Consider the following 18,060-nt stretch of genomic DNA (forward strand, 5'->3'; position numbering starts at 1 on the left):
CGACCCTGATAGACGACGGCATCCGCTCGGACGCTGCGCACGGTCCCGCGCTCGTTCACGACGAGTACGCGGCCGTCGACTCGAGCCCTGTTGCTCGCGTCCCATCGGCCTCGCTCACGCCGTGCCGGCGGCTTCAGAACATGGCGACGTCGGTGTCGATGCCGAGCAGCAGCTGGCCGATCTTCTCGTTGAGTTTGGGCGCCGTCTGGATGTGTTGCGTGACGACGTGGGCATCGCGCAGACACCGGCCGAGGACGCTGGTGTCGTAGACCGCGCTGCCGCCCGCCAGCGTGAACGCGACGTCGGCGACATCGGCGGCGACGGACGCAGCGTGCGTCGCTGCGAGGCGGATACCGGTCCGACGCTCCAGGTTCGCTTCGCCGTCGGCGGCGACGGCTTCCCACGCCTGGGAGATCTCGTCGAGCAGGAACACTCGCGCCGAACGCAACGCCGCCTCGGCCCGAGCGAACTCGATCTGCGTGAACGCGCTCTCGGCGAGCGTGCGGGCCGAGAACTGCGGGCGCTTGCCCTGCGCGATCTCGTGGACCTCGTCCATCGCTCGCCGGGCGACACCGAGCCCGACCGACGCCACGCTCGCTGCGAGCAGGGCGAAGTTCGGGAACCGGGCCAGCGTCGTGTCGACGACCGGAAGGGTGATGCCGGGTTGCATCGTTCGTTCGGAGGGAGCGAACGCTCCGTCGACGGAGTAGTCGAGCGATCCGGATCCGCGCATCCCACCGGTGTGCCACGTGTCGTGGAACGTCACGACGTCGGCGGGAAACCAACACAGTCGGAAGGTCTGATCGTCGCAGCGTGTTCCGCCGAGGATCCACTGGCAGTGCTGAGTGCCGCTCCCCCACGCCCAGCGTCCCGAGACCGAGAAACCATCATGGCCCTCGACGGTCACCGATGCGCCGGTGCCGTTCGGGGCGAACACGCCGCCGGTGACGGTGGCCGACGGGCCGTAGATCTCCAACGCTGCCTCGGCGGGCAGGAACGCCGACATCGACGAGGTCGTCGACGCGATCATCGAGCACCACCCTGCGGCGCCGTCGGCATGAGCGAGCGCCATGATCGCCTCGAGCATCGGTCGAGGTTCGATCTCGGGACCGCCGTATTGGGCCGGCACGCACATCCGCATCAGGTCGGCAGCGACGAGCGCCTCGACGACCGGAGTCGGCAGACGGCGTTCCCGCTCGCCTGCATCTGCGTGCGCCTCGATCAGATCGGCGACCTCCACCGCGGCATTGACGACATCGACACCCATGGGCGGAGCGTAGAACACTGCCACCGATTCGCACGATCGTGACCTGTCGAGACGACCGTGACCGCGCAGGCGTCGAGCCGATGGCACCAACCGACGCGGCACGGCGCGAGAACACGGCGCGAGAACACGGCGCGAGAACACGGCCCGCGGAGAATGCGGTACGGTCGAGATCGTGAAGTACGGCTTCGTTGTCCCGTGGGGCGACGCCGCCGACATCGGTGATCTCGCCGAAGCAGCAGAATCGTCGGGCTGGGATGGACTGTTCGTCTGGGAGCCGGTGTGGGGCGTCGACGCCTGGATCTCGCTCGCGCTCGCCGCGGTCCGAACGTCGCGGATTCGCCTCGGGACGCTGCTGACCCCGCCATCACGCCGACGCCCGTGGGAACTCGCAGGCCAAGTCGCCACGGTCGACCGGCTGTCCGACGGTCGAGTCACGCTCTCGGTCGGCCTCGGAGCACTCGACAGCGGGTTCGAGGCGTTCGGCGAGGAGTGCGACCGTCGCGTCCGGGCCGAACTGATGGACGAATGCCTCGACATCGTCTGCGGACTCTGGGCGGGTCAGCCCTTCGAGTACGACGGTGATCACTACCGGATCCGCCCGACCGACTTCCCGACGATCGGCGAAACGGTGCAGCAGCCGCGAGTGCCGATCTGGTGCGTGGGAGCGATCGGCCGCGAGCGGTCGATGCGGCGTGCGTTGCGCTGGGACGGCGTGATCCCGCAGGTCCTCGATCCCGACAGCCCCGGCGGTGCGCGCCAGCCCACGCTCGACGAGGTGGAACGGCTTCGCACCACGATCGCCGACGGGCCGTCGCCCGACACCGACATCATCGTCGAAGGCCAGTGGACCGAGCATTCTCCGAGCGCATACGCGAGCGCCGGCGCGACCTGGTGGATCGAGTCGATGTGGACGGCGATGAGCGAACACTCCCCCGTCACCGCGGCCTACGACCGACTCCGTCTCGGCCCACCGGTCTGACGAACGCCGGAGCACACCGAGCACGTCGAGCGTTCCGGTCGGCTGGTCCGGTCGGCTGGTTCGGTGAGTAGGTTCGACGCCGATGAACGACACCGGATGGAACTTCGCCGACCTGTGGGAAGCGATCGCGACACAGCTTCCCGATGCGCTCTGTCAGCAGCAGGGCTCGCGCGAGATCGACTGGTCCACGTTCAACCGCCGCGCCAACGGCATCGCTACCAGGCTGCTCTCGGGGCCCGGGGCTGGCGAGCAGGACAAGGTCGCCCAGTACCTCTACAACTGTCCCGAGTATCTGGAGTCGGTGTTCGCGGCGTTCAAGGCCGGCTTCGCCGTCGTCAACACGAACTATCGCTACGCTGCCGACGAACTCGTCTACCTGTGGGACAACGGCGATGTCACGGCGGTGGTGTTCCACGCGACGTTCACCGAACAGATCGAAGCGATCCGTGACCGGGTGCCACGAATCACGACCTGGCTGTGGGTCGACGATGGCCACGGGACGTGCCCCGACTGGGCGACACCGTACGAGACCGCGGCAGCGACCGGCACCGACGACAACGTCGAGGGCTCGTGGGGCCGATCAGGTGACCATCTGCTCCTGCTCTACACCGGCGGCACGACCGGCATGCCCAAAGGCGTGATGTGGCGACAGGACGACCTGTTCGGAGTGCTCGACGCCAACAACCGCAAGCGAATGCCACCGGAGCAAGACCTCGATGCGGCGACGACGCGCCTCACCCAAGCCGGCCCGCGCAACATGCCGTCGGCGCCGCTCATGCACGGCACCGGGCTGTTCAACGCGATCAGCAACCTGATGATCGGCGGCTCCATCACCACCATGCAGGGCCGATCCTTCAGTCCCGAAGAATTCCTCGACACAGTGCAGACCTACGGCATCAACTCGACCTCGATCGTCGGCGACGCGTTCGCCAAACCGATCCTGCGAGCACTCGACGCGGAACCCGGTCACTGGGACATCTCATCGCTGCGCGTGATCGTGTCGTCGGGCGTCATGTGGTCGAAGGAAACCAAGGACGGACTCCTGCGACACAATCCCCGTCTCATCATGGTCGACGCGCTCGGCTCGTCGGAAGCGATCGGGATGGCGACGAACACCACGACGTCGGAGTCGAGCGGCGACACCGCCCGCTTCGAACTCGGTCCGAACACGCGGGTCGTCACCGACGACGGCCGTGACGTGGCGCCGGGGTCGGATGAGCTCGGTCGGGTCGCGATCCGCGGCCGCACTCCGATCGGCTACTACAAGGACGAAGCGAAGTCGGCGATGACGTTCGTCGTGATCGACGGCGACCGCTACTCGATTCCTGGCGACTATGCCACGGTCGATCACGACGGCACCGTCGTCCTCATGGGCCGCGGGAGTCAGTGCATCAACACCGGCGGCGAGAAGGTGTACCCCGAAGAGGTCGAAGAGGTACTGAAACTGCATCCGTCGGTCGCCGATGCCGCCGTGATCGGCGTGCCCGACGAGAAGTGGGGCGAGGCGATCACGGCCCTGGTCGAACTCGTGCCCGGCGCGACCCTCGACCAAGCTGCCCTGCGAGATCACGTCAAGTCACGCCTCGCGGCGTACAAGGCACCCAAGCGAGTGCTCGACATCGGCACCGTCGGACGCGCTGCCAACGGCAAGCTGGACTACAAGGCACTCGCCGTTCTCGCTCGCGACAGCTCCTAGTCTGGCCCGATGGCGCAACAGGACGGCACAGCGGATCACGCGAACGCACCAGATCGCGAGACCGGCATCTCCGGATTCCGTTGGAACGACTTCGATGCGGTGCTGTTCGACCTCGACGGCGTGATCACTCCGACCGCCGAGATCCACGAACACGCGTGGGGCGAACTCTTCGCTGACTTCGACTACACCGAGGCCGACTACCTCGCGTACATCGACGGCAAGCCGCGTTACGACGGGGTCCGCTCGTTCCTCGCGAGCCGAGGGATCACCTTGCCCGACGGCGACCCGACCGACCCACCCGGCACCGGCACCGTCGCCGCGTTGGGAAACCGCAAGAACACGCTGTTCAACGACATCCTCGTGCGCGACGGCATCGCTCCGTACCCCGGCTCGGCTGCCACACTCGACCTGCTCGAGCGCCTCGGCGTCGACTCGGCGATCGTGTCGTCGTCACGCAACGCCGTGCCGGTGCTGCGAGCGGCGGGACTCCACGACCGGTTCGAGGTCGTCGTCGACGGCATCGTGGCCGGCGATGCCGGTCTCGCTGGCAAGCCGGCGCCGGACGGCTACCTGCTCGGCGCGCGTCTTCTGGGCGTCGAGCCGAATCGCACGGTCGTCGTCGAGGACGCGGTGTCGGGCGTCGCCGCCGGGGCCGCTGGCGGCTTCGCGGTCACGATCGGGGTCGATCGGGGCGCCGGTCATCAGACACTGCTCGACCACGGCGCGACCTTCGTGGTCGACGACCTCGACCAGTTGCTGCCGTCGACGTGACGGCGTCACGACACGGTTTCTGCACCGTCAGCAAGAGCGGCACCCACGCTGCGAACCGAACCGTCAACCGCAACGCGGCTCACCGCGACTGAGACCAGGACCGATCGAGATGGCCAGCAATCACATCCCACCGCCCACCGGCCCGGCGCAACATCGCTTCCCGGCCGAGCCGTGGCGCTTCGTCGAGACCGAGTACGACCCGTCCGATCTCGGGGTGACCGAGACGCTGTTCAGCGTCGCCAACGGGTACCTCGGCATGCGCGGCAATCCCGAGGAAGGCCGAGACGCACACACACACGGGACGTATCTGAACGGCTTCCACGAGACGTGGGAGATCCGCCACGCCGAGAACGCGTTCGGCTTCGCCAAGGTGGGCCAGACGATCGTCAACGTGCCCGACGCGAAACTCATCAAGCTCTACGTCGACGACGAGCCGCTGTTGCTCTCGAGCGCCGATCTCGTCGCCTACGAGCGAGCGATCGACTTCCGCTCCGGCCAGCTCGAACGGTCGCTGATCTGGCGAACTCCCGGCGGCAAGAAGGTCCGCGTTCGCTCGACGCGCATGGTGTCGATGGCCGAACGCCACCTCGCCGTGATGACGTTCGAGGTGACGATGCTCGACGCCGCCGCACCGGTCTGGATCTCCTCGCAACTGCTCAATCGCCAAGACGGAGAAGACGAGTACCACGTCGCCGCTGCCGCACTCGGAGAAGGCGACGATGCCCGCGACCCGCGCCAGGCGAGCGGCTTCGACCATCGGGTCCTGCAGCCGAAGGTGCGACGCAACGGCTGCGATGACGACGGCACAGGGACCGTCGTGCTCGGCTACCGTTGCACGAACAGCGCGATGACCCTTGCGTGCGGTGTGCATCACGAGGTCCACGCCGATGGGCGCTACGAGGTCACCACCAAGGTCGACGAGGACATCTCGAAGACCATCGTCGAAGCGCACGCCGAGCCGGGCGTACCGATCACGATCGTGAAGTACGTCTCGTACCACACGTCGACAGGCGTGCCCTGCGAAGAACTCGCCGACCGATGCGAGCGCACGATCCAACGGGCGAAGACGCTCGGGGTCGCCGAGATCCACCGAGAGCAGCGCGAGACGCTCGACGCCTTCTGGGCTGCGTCCGACGTCGAGATCGACGGCGACCACATCGCCCAGCAGGCGCTGCGATGGAACCTGTTCCAATTGGCTCAGGCGACGATCAAGACCCAAGAGCAGGGCATCGCAGCGAAGGGGGTCACCGCCGGCGGCTACGACGGTCACTACTTCTGGGATACCGAGGTGTACGTCGTGCCGTTCTTGGCCTACACCGACCCGGTCGCCGCCAGAAAGCTGCTGCGCTTCCGGTGGAGGATGCTCGACGCAGCCCGGCGACGCGCCCGCGTCCTCAACCAGCGCGGCGGCTTGTATCCGTGGCGAACGATCAACGGCGAGGAGGCGTCGGCGTACTACGCCGCCGGCACCGCGCAATACCACATCAACGCAGCGATCGTGTTCGCGCTCGGGCGCTATCTCGATGCGACCGGCGACGTCGAATTCCTCGCCGAAGAAGGCGCCGAGATCCTCACGGAGACCGCCCGGTTGTGGGAAGACCTCGGCTTCTACGCGACGAACAACTCCGGCTCGTTCCACATTCACCGCGTGACCGGACCCGACGAGTACACGACGGTCGTCAACGACAACTGCTACACGAACATCATGGCGCGCTTCAACCTTCGCTACGCCGCGCGCACGGTGCGGTTCCTCGCCCAGTGGAACCCCGAAGCGTTCATCGCGTTGCAACGCCGGACCGGTCTCGAACTCGCGGAGCTCGACGCGTGGGACGCTGCGGCCGACGCGATGTTCATCCCCTTCGACGAAGAACGCGCGATCCACCCACAAGACACCGCGTTTCTCGATCTCGAACCATGGGACTGGGAAGGCACGCCGCTCGACAAGTATCCCCTGCTCCTGAACTACCACCCGCTGGTGATCTACCGACACCAGGTGCTCAAGCAGGCCGATGTCGTGTTGGCGATGTATCTGCGCCAGGAGCAATTCAGCGAAGAGCAGAAGCGACGCAACTTCGACTTCTACGACCCGATCACGACCGGCGACTCATCGCTGTCGGCGTGCGTGCAGGGCATCGTCGCCGCACACGTCGGGCACGCGGATCTGGCGCTCGACTACTTCCAGCGAGCGCTCTACCTGGACGTGTGCGACGTACATTCGAACACCGCCGATGGCGTACACATCGCGTCGTGCGGTGGCGCCTGGGCGGGCATCGTGCACGGCTTCGCCGGAATGGTCGAGACCGGCACCGCGCTCAAGTTCGCGCCGCGACTTCCGCCAGCGTGGTCGGCAATTCGCTTCTCGCTGCAGCGCCACGGGTGCTCGATCAGCGTCGAGGTGACCGCTGCGGGCGCATTGATCACGGTCCACGATGGCGTGGGCGTGCCGATCATCGACGGCGACCGTGAGATCATCGTGACCCCAACCGAGCCCTATCTCGTCGCAGCCGCCGCACCGTCGACCGGCTGAGTCCGGATCCGGTACGTCGACGCTCAGAGCGAGATCAGGTCACTCGGTGATCAGATCACCGATCACGTAGTTGCGACTCGCGAACCCGTTCTCGGCGTCGAAATCCGAGAACGTCACGGTCAGGCCATAGCGTTCGCCGGTCTCCGCGTCGGTGATCACGCAGTCCAGCGTGTTGCCCTCGTCGAGCACGCTGGTGACCTCCGGACAGGCGACATCAGCGGGGTCGATCTCGACGCCGACCTCGGGGCTCAAGATCTCGGCGGCTTCCGATTCGACCAGCGGCATCTCGCCGGCCGTGATGATGTTGGAGGTGCGCACGAAGATCTCGTCGTCCTCGACGAACTCGGCGAGGAACGTGATCGTCGAGCCTTCCGGAGTGAGTGCTGAGCACTCGAACGTCTGGCCCTTCTCCTCGGCGGCCGGGGTGTCGCACGTTGCGTCGGTCAGGTCGCCCATCCCGATCTGATCCGCGAGTTCGCCACGGATCAGCGTCGTTGCGACGTCGCGCGGATCGCTGTTGCTGCACGCGGACAGGAGCAGGACGCTGACGAAGGCGCCGAGCACGGCGCCCACCTGTCGATTTCGTGATCGAGACATGGCACCATCAGATCACCCCGACGTGACCCAACCGCGAACCGACCGCACCACAACCATCGGATCACGCCGGATCACGCCGGATCACGCCGGATCACGCCAGGACGGATTCTCTGGTCGGGCCGGGGCGACGATAGCTTTTCGGCCCATATGAGCAACTCAGAACTCGGTTTCGACGGCAAGGTAGCGATCATCACCGGAGCCGGTGGCGGCTTGGGTCGGCAGCACGCGCTGATGATGGCGGCCCGCGGTGCCTTGATCGTGGTCAACGACCTCGGCGGCGCCGTCGACGGATCCGGTTCCGACAAGGGCGCTGCGCAGTTGGTCGTCGACGAGATCACCGCTGCCGGTGGTGAAGCCGTCGCCAACACCGACTCCGTCGCGACCCCCGAAGGCGGCGAGGCCATCGTGCAGTCGGCTGTCGACGCGTTCGGCACCGTCGACATCGTGATCAACAACGCGGGCATCTTGCGCGACAAGTCCTTCCACAACATGACCCCCGACCTCGTCGACCCCGTCCTCGACGTCCATCTCCGCGGCGCGTTCAACGTCACGGCACCAGCCTGGAAGATCATGCGCGACAAGAGCTACGGCCGCATCGTCTCGACGTCGTCGGCCGCTGGCATCTTCGGCAACTTCGGCCAGGCGAACTACGGCGCCGCGAAGATGGGCCTGGTCGGTTTCACCAACGTGCTCGCCGTCGAAGGCGCCAAGTACAACGTGCGCGCCAATGCGATCGCCCCGCTCGCGTTCACCCGGATGACGGAGGACCTGCTCGGCTCGCTCGGCGAGAAGCTGCAGCCCGAACTGGTGTCGCCACTGGTGACCTATCTGTCGCACGAGTCGTGCGAGTCGACCGGCCGGATCTACTCGGTCGGCGGCGGCCGCGTCGCCGAGGTCTTCATCGCCGAGTGCCAGGGCTACACCGACACCGAAGGACTCACCCCCGAAAGCCTCCGCGACAACTGGGATGCCGTCACCGACCAGACCGGCTACGAGGTGCCCTCTGCCATCGCAGAAGAAACGGCGATGTTCCTCAAAGCCCTCAGCTGACCCGCTGGCATCCCCGACGCCGGTCAGGGTCACGAAAGGCATCGAGGTCATCGAGGTCATCGAGGTCATCGAGGTCATGGTGCCTGGCACCATGACCTTCGTGACCCGTATGACCTTGCGTCTGGATAGCCGCAGACGGGGTCGGTCTGGCACGATCGGTGCATGATCCCGGTCGAGGAGTTCCAACACGAGGCGGCGACCTGGCTCGCTGCGAACGCCAGCGGCGCACCGCGGGACTACGGCGCCATCTGCCCGCCTGATCTGATCGATCAGGGCATCGCCTGGCAGCGGACGATTCGCGACGCCGGGTACGCGGGGATCCATTGGCCGACCGAGTTCGGTGGACGCGGACTCAGCCCCGACCACAACGGGGCGTGGCTGCTCGAATGCGCGAAGGCCGGCGTCCCTTCGGTGCTCAACATGGTCGGTCTGGTCCTCACGGGTGGCGCGTTGTTGCGCTACGGCACGCCCGAGCAGCAGGCCACACATCTTCGCGCCACGCTCGACGCCGACCACGTGTGGTGCCAGCTGTTCTCCGAGCCGGGCGCCGGCAGCGACCTCGGCTCGCTGTCGACCCGTGCCGAACTCGACGGCGATCGCTACATCGTCAACGGCCAGAAGGTGTGGTGCTCCGGCGGCCGCTACAGCAACTGGGGCATCCTCATGGCTCGGACGCGTTCGTTGGAGGAGGCCAAGAAGCACGACGGCATCTCCTTCTTTCTGTTCCCGATGGACCTGCCTGGCGTCGAGATCCGACCGTTGAAGCAGATGACCGGCGACGCCGAGTTCGACGAAGTGTTCTTCACCGACGTCGAGCTTCCTGCCGACCACCTGCTCGGCCCGCTGCACGGCGGCTGGGGCGTCGGGATGGCGGTCTTGACCAGCGAACGCGGGCACATCGGCACGTCGGTGATCTCGCTCGAGCGACGCCTCGAGCAGACCGCGCGGCTCGCCGACGGCCGAGACCTCACGATGACGGAACGCCAACAGCTCGCCGGACTGCTCAGCCGAGGATCCTCGTTCAAGGCCATGGCGCAGCGCCAGGGTCCGATCGCGTCGACCGCCGCATCACTGATGAAGCTCGGGATCACCGAGATGATGTTCGACGTCGCGATGACCCGCGGGTCGTTCGGCGGTCCGAACGCACTGCTCGACGGCTCCGACGCGGCCGGCATGCTCGCCGCGCCGGGAGGACGCATCGCAGGCGGCAGCAGCCAGGTGCAACGCAATATCATCGGTGAGCGCCTCCTCGGCTTGCCGAGGGAACCCAAGGCGTGACCCACCCGACACCCACCCGACGAGCGGAGTACTGATGGCACGAGACGACACCACCGAATTCGACGACCAGGCGCCCGCGACGAAGAACGGGCCGTCGCTGTTCTTGATCTTGTCGATCGCCGTCGCTGCACTGGCGGGCGTGTTCATCGTCCAGAACCGCGACGAGGCCGAGATCCAATTCCTGTTCTTCTCCGGCGAGTTCCGGATCTGGGTCGCGATCAGCTTCGCCATCCTGCTCGGGGTGTTGCTCGACCGGTTGATCCTCACTTGGTGGCGGAGGGCGCGACGCGACGCGAAAGACTGAATTCGACCTCGATTGGTGCGCCCGCGAGCGCACGAACGATGATGGCGCCGTGCGGGTGATGTCGTCTGATCATGTCAACGTTGCGATCCACGAGTTCGGTGGCAACGGGCGGCCTCTGCTCTTGTCGCACGCCACCGGGTTCCACGGCTACTGCTACCTCCCCATCGCCGATCGCCTCGACCAACAGTTCACGTCGTACGCGCTCGACTACCGCGGACACGGCGCCACACCGTGCAACGACGACTGGGACGGCGACTGGTTCCGCTACGGCGACGACGCGCTCGCCGCCGCCCGCCGCATCGCTCCCGACGGCGGCCTGATCGGATTCGGGCACTCGATGGGTGCGACCGGCTTGCTGATGGCCGCCCATCGCGAGCCCGGGTTGTTCGACCTGATCATCGGGTTCGAGCCGATCGTGTTCCCGACAGCGATGCCTGACGACGGCGGCGACCAGGACGGTCCTCCGTCGATGGTCGAAGGGGCACGACGCCGCCGACCCACCTTCCCGTCGTTCGAAGCGGCCGTCGACAACTACGCGTCGAAGCCGCCGTTCCAGTTCGTCGACTCCGACATGTTGCGTCTGTACGTCGCACACGGATTCCGCCCGTCCCCCGAGGGAGTCCGGCTGAAGTGCGATCCCGCACACGAGGCGTTGACCTTCATGGGTGGCGCCGGACATCGACTGTGGGACGCACTGCCCGAGATCGACACACGGGTGGTCGTGATCGGCGGTGGTGATGGCGAGGGCCCCGCTCAGATCGCACCCGGCATCGCCGAACGCCTCCCCGACTGTCTCTTCATCAGCCAGCCGGACAGCACCCACTTCGGGCCGTTCGTCGACCCGGCCGGCACCGCTGACCTCATCGTCGACCTCACCGCCGGCCTGACCACCGACCTGACCACCTGACGGAGCGCCGAGCATGCCGGTCGACACCGAAGACGGTCGAGACGGTTGCCGGGCTGTCACACCGGCTCTCTACAGTGGGCGCCATGACCGACACCCTCGCTGACGCCGTCTCGGCGACGCCCGAGCCCGTGTGGCCCATTCCGTCGTCGCTGTCGCCGTCGCGCGTCTCGTCGTTCACGTCGTGCCCGATGCAGTTCCGGTTCTCGTCGGTGCAGCGACTGCCCGAGCCGCCGGGCGTGGCCACCACCAAGGGCTCGCTCGTCCACCGAGCGATCGAGCTGTTGTTCGAACTCCCGAACACGCAGCGCACCCGAGCTGCGCTCGACCACTGCCTCGATTCGGCGCTCGCGGAGTATGCAACGCACCCCGACTACGTCGGTCTACGCCTGGACGAACGGGGCGCGGCGAGCTTCGAGCGAGACTGCCGCAAGCTGATCGAGCGGTACTTCGACATGGAAGATCCGACCATGATCAATGCGATAGGTCTCGAACTCCGCCTGGCTGCGCAGGTCGGCTCGCTGGAGCTGCGCGGCATCATCGATCGGCTCGAACTCGACGACGACGGCGAACTCGTCGTCACCGACTACAAGACAGGGCGGGCGCCCTCCGGCCACTTCGAACAAAAGAGCCTGTCGGGCGTTCACTTCTACTCGTTCCTGTGCGAAGCCGTGCTCGGCAAGCGGCCCGCCAAGGTGCGGCTGATGTATCTGTCGAGCGGCGAGACGATCGAGACCGTGCCGACCGCACAATCGGTGCGGTTCATCGACACGCGAACCGCCGCCGTCTGGAAGGCGGTGGAGCGAGCCTGCACCACCGGCGAGTTCCGACCCAACGTGAGTCGACTGTGCGACTGGTGCAGCTTCCAGGAGTGGTGCCCCGCGTTCGACGGCGATCCCGACCTGGCTGCGACGGAGGCCGTCGAGCGCTACGAGCAGTTGACCTCCACCGCGTCCGACACAGCAGGCTGAGCGTGGACGATCCGCAGCGCAACGATGCCATCCACGTCCAGGCAGCACCGGGACGAGCATCGTTGGGGCCACTCGTCGAAGCGTTCGATGCTCGCAGCGACCTGCTCCTCGAGCGCATTCGCGGCAACGCCATCGCCGATCGGGTGTTCACGACGGCCAGCCACGTCGGCGACTTCAGTCTCGTGTGGCACTCGATCGGGCTGGCGCGCGCGATCATCCGACGCCGGCCCGATCAATTCATCGTGCTCGCGGCGGCCATCGGTGCCGAGAGCCTCATCGTCAACCAGGGTGTCAAGCGGATCTTCCGTCGAGCACGTCCGACGGTGGCCGGCGACGAGCGACTCCAGGTCCGTCAGCCGAGCACCTCATCGTTCCCCTCCGGGCACGCCAGCGCCGCGGCGTTCGCCGCCACGCTCCTGACCGCGTGGGACGGACGGCGGTGGGGTCGGCTCTGGTGGACGATCGCGTCGGTGGTCGGCGCGAGCCGCGCGTACGTGCGTATCCACCACGCCTCCGACGTCGTCGGAGGCGCAGTCGTCGGCAGAGCCCTTGCACTCCTCGTGCGGCCGTCGCTGCGACGGCTCCGCTGAGCCCGATCGCCAACCTCGCCGCCGGGCGTCTCCACAGCGATCGTTCGAGTCGAGGGACCGTGCCGAGCGCCCGCCGAGTAATGTGACGATCTGGCTCGACGACCACGCGGTTGCGGCCCGGGCACCGGTCGGGCGAGCCGACGCACGCAAAGGAGCGACCGATTCACTACGACAACAAGATGTCCGACGCCGAGGGACTGATGTGGCGGATGGAGAAGGATCCGTCGCTGTCGTCCAACATCGGCACGGTCACCATTCTCGATCGCGCGCCCGACTTCGAACTGTTCCGGGAGCGGATGCTGCACGCATCGCTGCACATGCCGCGTCTTCGCCAATGCGTCCGCGTCGCGCCGGGCAACCTCGCACCGCCGAGTTGGGTTCGAGACAGCAACTTCGACATCGACCACCACGTCCGGCGCGTCGCGCTCGCAAAGCCGGCCGACGAGCGGGCGCTGTACGACCTCGCGTCGGTCATCACGTCCGATCCCTTCGACCGCACGCGCCCGCTGTGGCAGTTCACGGTGGTCGAAGGCCTCAAGGGCAACCGAGCCGCGTTGATCCAGAAGCTGCACCACACGATCGCCGACGGGGAGAGCGGGGTCTTGCTCAGCCTGCTCTACCTCGACTTCGAGCGAGATGCGTTGCCGCCTCCCGCACCGACGCCCGACGAGGCCGACGAAGCTGCCGAAGCGATCGACCGGGACCTCGAGACAGCCGATGCAGTCCGCGACCTGCTCGCAGGAGCGCTTCGGGTCCCGCTCGGCGTGCTCGGCCAAGTGAAGGACCTCCTCGCCGACCCGGCGCAGATTCCCTCGGCCACGACAGCGGCGACGAACACGGTTCGAGGTATCGCGACGCAATTGGGCGACACCGACGGGGCTCGCTCACCGTTGTGGACCCAACGGTCGATCCGTCGCCGCTTCGAAACCACGTCCGCGCCGTTCACGGAGACCAGAACTGCCGCGAAGAAGCTCGGCGGCACCCTCAACACGGCGTTCATGACGATCGCCACGGAGGCGGCGAGCCGCTATCACGTCGAGTTCGGTGAGCCGGTCGAGGCCTTGCGTTCGTCGATGGCGATCAGCACCCGCACCGACGACAGCGGCGCGAACGCGTTCTCACTCGTCCGGATGCTGGTGCCAACCGGCGAGATGTCGATCGACGAGCGCTTCCGAGCCATCCACGAAGCGACCGATTCGGCCGTTCGCGCCTCCTCGTCGGCATCGCTCGACAAGCTCGCCGCGCTCGCGGCACTCCTCCCGACGTCGGTCGTGACCCGACTCGCACGCCAACAGGCGCAGACGATCGACTTCGCGACCTCCAACGTCAAGGGTGCTCCGGTGCCGATGTTCGTCGCTGGCGCACAGTTGATCGCGAACTATCCACTCGGACCGTTGAGCGGCGTCGCGTTCAATCTCACGCTGCTGTCGTACCTCGGTCGACTCGACATGGGGATCAACATCGACGCCGCCGCGGTGGCCGAGCCCGAACGGCTTCGTCAGTTGGTGACCGATGCGGTCGCCGATTTCACCGCACTCGCCGACTGACGGCACCTCGCCCGCGGCGAGCTACCGTCCGTTGCGCCAGGTCAGACCAGGTCAGACCAGGTCGGACGCAGGCTGCGCAGCGGACACCGCCGCCGGGTTGAAGAGGTCGACATCGGTGAGCAGTGTGCGCACGTCGAGCAACAGGTCGGCCACCTCGCCGGACGACACCAGCTCGCGCTGCATCATCTTGGCAAGGGCGGCATCGATCACTCCGAGTGCCTCGCTGATCACGGCTTCGTTGGTGCCGGACTGACTGACGTTGGGAAACTGATCTGTCATTGCGTTTCACCGTACCCCGAACGTCGAGGTCGCGCGCGCACATGCGCCGGATGCCACTCGATCTTCACAGTCGTTGTCGCTACGTTCGCACACCCACCGCTGCGCCGGAGCCCGCTGTGCTGGCCTTCGGCCTCTACGATGCGCGCATGGACCTGTCCGGAAAACACACCGTCGTCACCGGCGCGGGTCGAGGAATCGGCGAGGCACTCGCCCGAGCGTTCCACGACCGCGGCGCACGAGTCACCCTCGCCGATCTTGCCGGAGCGCCCCAGGTGGCAGCCGACATCGGCGGCGACCGTGCCGTCGGCCTGGACGCCGATATCGCCACCGAGCGCGGCAACGAGCAGTTGATCGCCGCGGCTCGCGAGGCGTTCGGGCCGGTCGACTTGTTCTTCGCCAATGCCGGCGTCGGCACCGGCACCGATCTGTCGACGACCGAGGACGTCTGGGACACGGCGTTCGACGTCAACGTGCACGCACACCGCTGGGCCGCCAAGTACCTGATCGACGAGTGGCTCGAACGCGGTGAGGGATACTTCTGCTCGACCGCATCAGCCGCTGGGCTGCTCGCGCAGATCGGCTCGGCTCCCTACACGCTGACCAAGCGGGCGGCGGTCGCGTTCGCCGAGTGGATGGCGATCACCTACGGCGACCAGGGCATTCGCGTGAGCTGCCTGTGCCCGCAAGGCGTCAACACGGCGATGATCAACGGTGGAGACGGCGGGATCACCGGCGGTGACGTCGTGAAGGCAGCAGGTGCCGTGCTCGAACCCGGCGACGTCGCTGCGGCCGTCGTCGAGGCGATCGAACTCGAACGCTTCTTCGTCCTCCCTCATCCGGAGGTCGCCGACTACATGCAACTCAAGGCCAACGATCCCGAGCGCTGGCTCGGCGGCATGCGCAAACTGCAGCGTCGCGTGATGGGTGCCTGACCCGAGCGGATCATGCATCGTTCGGCCGCCGCGCTCGCACGTTTCGGGCTTCGTCCTGCCGAACCGATCCGCTTCAAGCGCAACGACAAAGGCCGCTACATCGTGGGCAGAGTCGAAGGCATCGAGATCGACGGCAGCATCACCTTGCGTGACCCCGACGGCTCGGCGCGATCGCTGAAGCCCGAGCGAGTCGAGATCCGTCGTCCCGGCTCCGGCGGCCGCCTACGCTGGCAGGCCGTCAGCGATGTCGCGATCACCTGGGAACAGCTCGAACTGTTCGAGAAGGCGCCGGAACCAGAACCGGGACCGATGCGTCGCGTGAAGATCGAACGGAACCACCCCACGCTGTTCGACTGACCCGCCGGGCCTGCCTGACCCCTCGAGGTCCACCTGACTCCCCCGGCCCGACTGTCGGCCGGCGAGATGATGTCCGGGATCGGCCGGGGTCGTGGCCGCAGGTGCCGCCGATCTAGCGTTCGCGTCATGGCAGTACGACTGGACGAATCCGACGAATACATGCACGAACTCGGCCCCGAGTCGAACTTCAACGAGAGCATGTACATCAATTGCTTCGATCACGGGCAAGGCGTCGGCGGCTGGTTCCGGATCGGCAACCGTGCCAACGAGGGCTACGCCGAGATGACGGTGTGTCTGTACCTGCCCGCCGTCGACGGCCACGGTGGGCGCCAGGTGGCCTTCCAGTACAAGCGGCCCGAGATCGACAACAACGACGCCTTCGATGCGGGCGGTCTGACGTGGACGATGGTGACACCGTTCGAGGAGTTGCAGATCGACTACACCGGCAAGGTGCTGCTCCTCGACGAGCCCGAACAGATGGCGAACCCTCGCGACGCATTCAAGAACAACGAGTTCGTCGAGGCCGAGGTCCATCTGACCTTCGGCGGACAGGGCCGCGCATCGATGTTCGGCGGCGAACCCGACGAGCCCCACGAAGCCCCCGGCGAGGAGTTCGCCAAAGGCCACTATGAGCAACTCATCTCGGGCACCGGGACGATCCGAGTCGGCGAACGCGAATGGCAGATCGACGGCTTCGGGCTCCGCGACCATTCGTGGGGTCCCCGCTACTGGCAGGCCCCCTGGTACTACCGCTGGCTGACGGGCAACGTCGACGCCGACTTCGGCTTCATGGCCAGCCGCGTCGCGAAGAAGGACGGCCCGGGAACCCGAGGTGGCTTCGTGTGGGAGAACGGCAAGATGCACTACTGCGACGACGTGCAGATGTCGACCGTGACGCGCGGTGACGAGCACTACCACGACACGATCGAGTTCACGATCAGTTCGAGTCGCTCGGAACGCTCGTGGACGATCTCGGGCGAGGCGATCGACCTGATCCCCCTGCGCAATCGACGTCAGACTCCCGACGGCGACTGGCTGCAGACCCGGATCTCCGAGGCGTTCACGAAGTGGACGGTGCGCTCCGGCGAGTTCGAAGGCCGCACCGGCTTCGGGATGAGCGAGTACCTCGACCAGATCATCGACGACGCACCGGTCGGTATCGCCGAGTGACCCCGCTGTGCTCGCCTACTCGGCGAGCCACGCCTGGATGATCTTGCCGGCGATCGAGATCTCCGGTGGGATCATCGGCAATGCGTCTTTGCGGTACCAATTGGCGTCCATGATCTCGCCTTCTTCGAGCACGATGTCGCCGCCGACGTAGTTGACGCGGAACCCGACCATCAGACTGTGCGGGAAGGGCCACGGCTGGCTCCCGACGTAGCGGACGTCGTCGACGTCGACGCCGACTTCCTCTTTCACCTCTCGGATGACAGCACCTTCGAGGTCCTCACCCGGCTCGACGAACCCGGCGAGGCAGGAATACATCGGCCGCGGGAAACGGACGCCCCTCGCGAGGAGCGCCTCCTGATCGGGTCCGGGCTCACCTCGGGTGATCAGGGTGATCATCGCCGGCGCAACTCGTGGGTAGACGACCAGACCGCAGGCCGGACAGCGCAGACCACGCTCGCCGGGCGACGGCTCGGTCGGCGTCGCGCAGCGACCGCAGAAGCGGTGCGTACGAACCCATTCCGCGGTCTGCACGGCGCGCCCGGCAGCGAGCCACTCGGCCTCCGATGCCGTGGCGTAGTGGGTGAAGAGATCCATCGCCGCGCCATACGACGGGTCTTCACCGTCGGGAACGTCGACGGCCCACCAGCCTTCGCCGTTGACGATGCCGATGAAGTGCGACGACCACGATGCCTCCTCCAGACGATCGTCGACGAACACCGACGTACCGATCACGTGGACGTACCGGTGCGTACCGGCGAACCCTGGCGGCACCTCGTTGAGCGCTTCGTACAGCGACGCCGTGTTCATCGAGACCAGACCGAATTCGTGTGCACTCATCGCA

18 protein-coding genes are annotated in these 18,060 nt (G+C 66.7%); 14 read left to right on the plus strand and 4 right to left on the minus strand.

Going from position 1 to position 18,060, the window contains the following annotated elements; genetic code table 11:
• Positions 1 to 133: 133 nt before the first annotated feature.
• The gene (locus ACE37B_RS22220) at positions 134 to 1,267 is read right to left on the minus strand and encodes an acyl-CoA dehydrogenase family protein (RefSeq protein ID WP_409925535.1); all 1,134 of its coding nucleotides are present in this window, start codon (positions 1,265 to 1,267) and stop codon (positions 134 to 136) included.
• A 172-nt stretch (positions 1,268 to 1,439) separates the two neighbouring features.
• Between ACE37B_RS22220 and ACE37B_RS22225 the strand changes: the two genes are divergently transcribed.
• The 4 genes from ACE37B_RS22225 to ACE37B_RS22240 all read left to right on the plus strand — a co-directional run bounded on the left by ACE37B_RS22225 (position 1,440) and on the right by ACE37B_RS22240 (position 7,240).
• Positions 1,440 to 2,246, plus strand: coding sequence for an LLM class flavin-dependent oxidoreductase (locus ACE37B_RS22225; RefSeq protein WP_409925536.1), 807 nt, complete (start codon positions 1,440 to 1,442; stop codon positions 2,244 to 2,246).
• An 82-nt stretch (positions 2,247 to 2,328) separates the two neighbouring features.
• Entirely contained in the window at positions 2,329 to 3,942 is a 1,614-nt protein-coding gene (locus ACE37B_RS22230; protein ID WP_409925537.1) for an AMP-binding protein, read from the plus strand.
• Between the two features lie 9 nt (positions 3,943 to 3,951).
• Positions 3,952 to 4,713 carry an HAD family hydrolase gene (locus tag ACE37B_RS22235; protein WP_409925538.1) on the plus strand — a complete coding sequence of 254 codons (762 nt, stop codon included), beginning with the start codon at positions 3,952 to 3,954 and terminating at the stop codon, positions 4,711 to 4,713.
• A gap of 109 nt (positions 4,714 to 4,822) precedes the next feature.
• A complete protein-coding gene (locus ACE37B_RS22240) occupies positions 4,823 to 7,240 on the plus strand; it encodes a glycoside hydrolase family 65 protein (protein WP_409925539.1) in 2,418 nt (805 codons plus the stop codon).
• Positions 7,241 to 7,279: 39 nt separating this feature from the next.
• Here ACE37B_RS22240 and ACE37B_RS22245 read toward each other — a convergent pair whose 3' ends face one another.
• A complete protein-coding gene (locus ACE37B_RS22245; protein ID WP_409925540.1) occupies positions 7,280 to 7,837 on the minus strand; it encodes a hypothetical protein in 558 nt (185 codons plus the stop codon).
• A gap of 147 nt (positions 7,838 to 7,984) precedes the next feature.
• On the opposite strand from ACE37B_RS22245, the gene ACE37B_RS22250 reads away from it, so the two are divergent.
• The 7 genes from ACE37B_RS22250 to ACE37B_RS22280 all read left to right on the plus strand — a co-directional run bounded on the left by ACE37B_RS22250 (position 7,985) and on the right by ACE37B_RS22280 (position 14,481).
• Entirely contained in the window at positions 7,985 to 8,887 is a 903-nt protein-coding gene (locus ACE37B_RS22250) for an SDR family oxidoreductase (RefSeq protein ID WP_409925541.1), read from the plus strand.
• Positions 8,888 to 9,049: 162 nt separating this feature from the next.
• Positions 9,050 to 10,165 carry an acyl-CoA dehydrogenase family protein gene (locus tag ACE37B_RS22255; RefSeq protein WP_409925542.1) on the plus strand — a complete coding sequence of 372 codons (1,116 nt, stop codon included), beginning with the start codon at positions 9,050 to 9,052 and terminating at the stop codon, positions 10,163 to 10,165.
• A gap of 34 nt (positions 10,166 to 10,199) precedes the next feature.
• A complete protein-coding gene (locus ACE37B_RS22260) occupies positions 10,200 to 10,469 on the plus strand; it encodes a hypothetical protein (RefSeq protein WP_409925543.1) in 270 nt (89 codons plus the stop codon).
• 58 nt (positions 10,470 to 10,527) lie between these two features.
• Positions 10,528 to 11,376: an alpha/beta fold hydrolase gene (locus ACE37B_RS22265; RefSeq protein WP_409925544.1), complete on the plus strand. Its 849-nt coding sequence runs from the start codon at positions 10,528 to 10,530 to the stop codon at positions 11,374 to 11,376.
• Between the two features lie 83 nt (positions 11,377 to 11,459).
• Positions 11,460 to 12,344, plus strand: coding sequence for a RecB family exonuclease (locus ACE37B_RS22270; RefSeq protein WP_409925545.1), 885 nt, complete (start codon positions 11,460 to 11,462; stop codon positions 12,342 to 12,344).
• 2 nt (positions 12,345 to 12,346) lie between these two features.
• A complete protein-coding gene (locus ACE37B_RS22275) occupies positions 12,347 to 12,934 on the plus strand; it encodes a phosphatase PAP2 family protein (protein WP_409925546.1) in 588 nt (195 codons plus the stop codon).
• Between the two features lie 179 nt (positions 12,935 to 13,113).
• Complete coding sequence (locus ACE37B_RS22280; RefSeq protein WP_409925547.1) at positions 13,114 to 14,481, plus strand: wax ester/triacylglycerol synthase domain-containing protein; 1,368 nt, start codon at positions 13,114 to 13,116, stop codon at positions 14,479 to 14,481.
• Between the two features lie 51 nt (positions 14,482 to 14,532).
• Here ACE37B_RS22280 and ACE37B_RS22285 read toward each other — a convergent pair whose 3' ends face one another.
• Positions 14,533 to 14,760, minus strand: coding sequence for a hypothetical protein (locus ACE37B_RS22285; protein WP_409925548.1), 228 nt, complete (start codon positions 14,758 to 14,760; stop codon positions 14,533 to 14,535).
• Between the two features lie 146 nt (positions 14,761 to 14,906).
• Here ACE37B_RS22285 and ACE37B_RS22290 point away from each other — a divergent pair, with 146 nt between their 5' ends.
• The 3 genes from ACE37B_RS22290 (at position 14,907) to ACE37B_RS22300 (ending at position 17,219) form a co-directional block, all read left to right on the plus strand.
• Positions 14,907 to 15,692 carry an SDR family oxidoreductase gene (locus ACE37B_RS22290; protein ID WP_409925549.1) on the plus strand — a complete coding sequence of 262 codons (786 nt, stop codon included), beginning with the start codon at positions 14,907 to 14,909 and terminating at the stop codon, positions 15,690 to 15,692.
• 12 nt (positions 15,693 to 15,704) lie between these two features.
• Positions 15,705 to 16,049: a hypothetical protein gene (locus tag ACE37B_RS22295; protein ID WP_409925550.1), complete on the plus strand. Its 345-nt coding sequence runs from the start codon at positions 15,705 to 15,707 to the stop codon at positions 16,047 to 16,049.
• A 126-nt stretch (positions 16,050 to 16,175) separates the two neighbouring features.
• Positions 16,176 to 17,219: a hypothetical protein gene (locus tag ACE37B_RS22300; RefSeq protein WP_409925551.1), complete on the plus strand. Its 1,044-nt coding sequence runs from the start codon at positions 16,176 to 16,178 to the stop codon at positions 17,217 to 17,219.
• Positions 17,220 to 17,234: 15 nt separating this feature from the next.
• On the opposite strand, the gene nudC is transcribed toward ACE37B_RS22300, so the two are convergent.
• Positions 17,235 to 18,056 (minus strand): NAD(+) diphosphatase, encoded by an 822-nt coding sequence (gene nudC / locus ACE37B_RS22305; RefSeq protein ID WP_409925552.1) that lies wholly within the window; start codon positions 18,054 to 18,056, stop codon positions 17,235 to 17,237.
• Positions 18,057 to 18,060 lie beyond the last annotated feature (4 nt).

This window comes from Ilumatobacter sp., from assembly GCF_046290335.1.
GTDB lineage: Bacteria > Actinomycetota > Acidimicrobiia > Acidimicrobiales > Ilumatobacteraceae > Ilumatobacter_A.

Coding starts and splice junctions, on each gene's coding strand:
- ACE37B_RS22220 (WP_409925535.1), bottom strand. CDS start 1,267: ATGGGTGTCGATGTCGTCAATGCCGCGGTGGAGGTCGCCGATCTGATC.
- ACE37B_RS22230 (WP_409925537.1), top strand. CDS start 2,329: ATGAACGACACCGGATGGAACTTCGCCGACCTGTGGGAAGCGATCGCG.
- ACE37B_RS22235 (WP_409925538.1), top strand. CDS start 3,952: ATGGCGCAACAGGACGGCACAGCGGATCACGCGAACGCACCAGATCGC.
- ACE37B_RS22240 (WP_409925539.1), top strand. CDS start 4,823: ATGGCCAGCAATCACATCCCACCGCCCACCGGCCCGGCGCAACATCGC.
- ACE37B_RS22245 (WP_409925540.1), bottom strand. CDS start 7,837: ATGTCTCGATCACGAAATCGACAGGTGGGCGCCGTGCTCGGCGCCTTC.
- ACE37B_RS22250 (WP_409925541.1), top strand. CDS start 7,985: ATGAGCAACTCAGAACTCGGTTTCGACGGCAAGGTAGCGATCATCACC.
- ACE37B_RS22255 (WP_409925542.1), top strand. CDS start 9,050: ATGATCCCGGTCGAGGAGTTCCAACACGAGGCGGCGACCTGGCTCGCT.
- ACE37B_RS22260 (WP_409925543.1), top strand. CDS start 10,200: ATGGCACGAGACGACACCACCGAATTCGACGACCAGGCGCCCGCGACG.
- ACE37B_RS22265 (WP_409925544.1), top strand. CDS start 10,528: ATGTCGTCTGATCATGTCAACGTTGCGATCCACGAGTTCGGTGGCAAC.
- ACE37B_RS22270 (WP_409925545.1), top strand. CDS start 11,460: ATGACCGACACCCTCGCTGACGCCGTCTCGGCGACGCCCGAGCCCGTG.
- ACE37B_RS22280 (WP_409925547.1), top strand. CDS start 13,114: ATGTCCGACGCCGAGGGACTGATGTGGCGGATGGAGAAGGATCCGTCG.
- ACE37B_RS22285 (WP_409925548.1), bottom strand. CDS start 14,760: ATGACAGATCAGTTTCCCAACGTCAGTCAGTCCGGCACCAACGAAGCC.
- ACE37B_RS22290 (WP_409925549.1), top strand. CDS start 14,907: ATGGACCTGTCCGGAAAACACACCGTCGTCACCGGCGCGGGTCGAGGA.
- ACE37B_RS22295 (WP_409925550.1), top strand. CDS start 15,705: ATGCATCGTTCGGCCGCCGCGCTCGCACGTTTCGGGCTTCGTCCTGCC.
- ACE37B_RS22300 (WP_409925551.1), top strand. CDS start 16,176: ATGGCAGTACGACTGGACGAATCCGACGAATACATGCACGAACTCGGC.
- nudC (WP_409925552.1), bottom strand. CDS start 18,056: ATGAGTGCACACGAATTCGGTCTGGTCTCGATGAACACGGCGTCGCTG.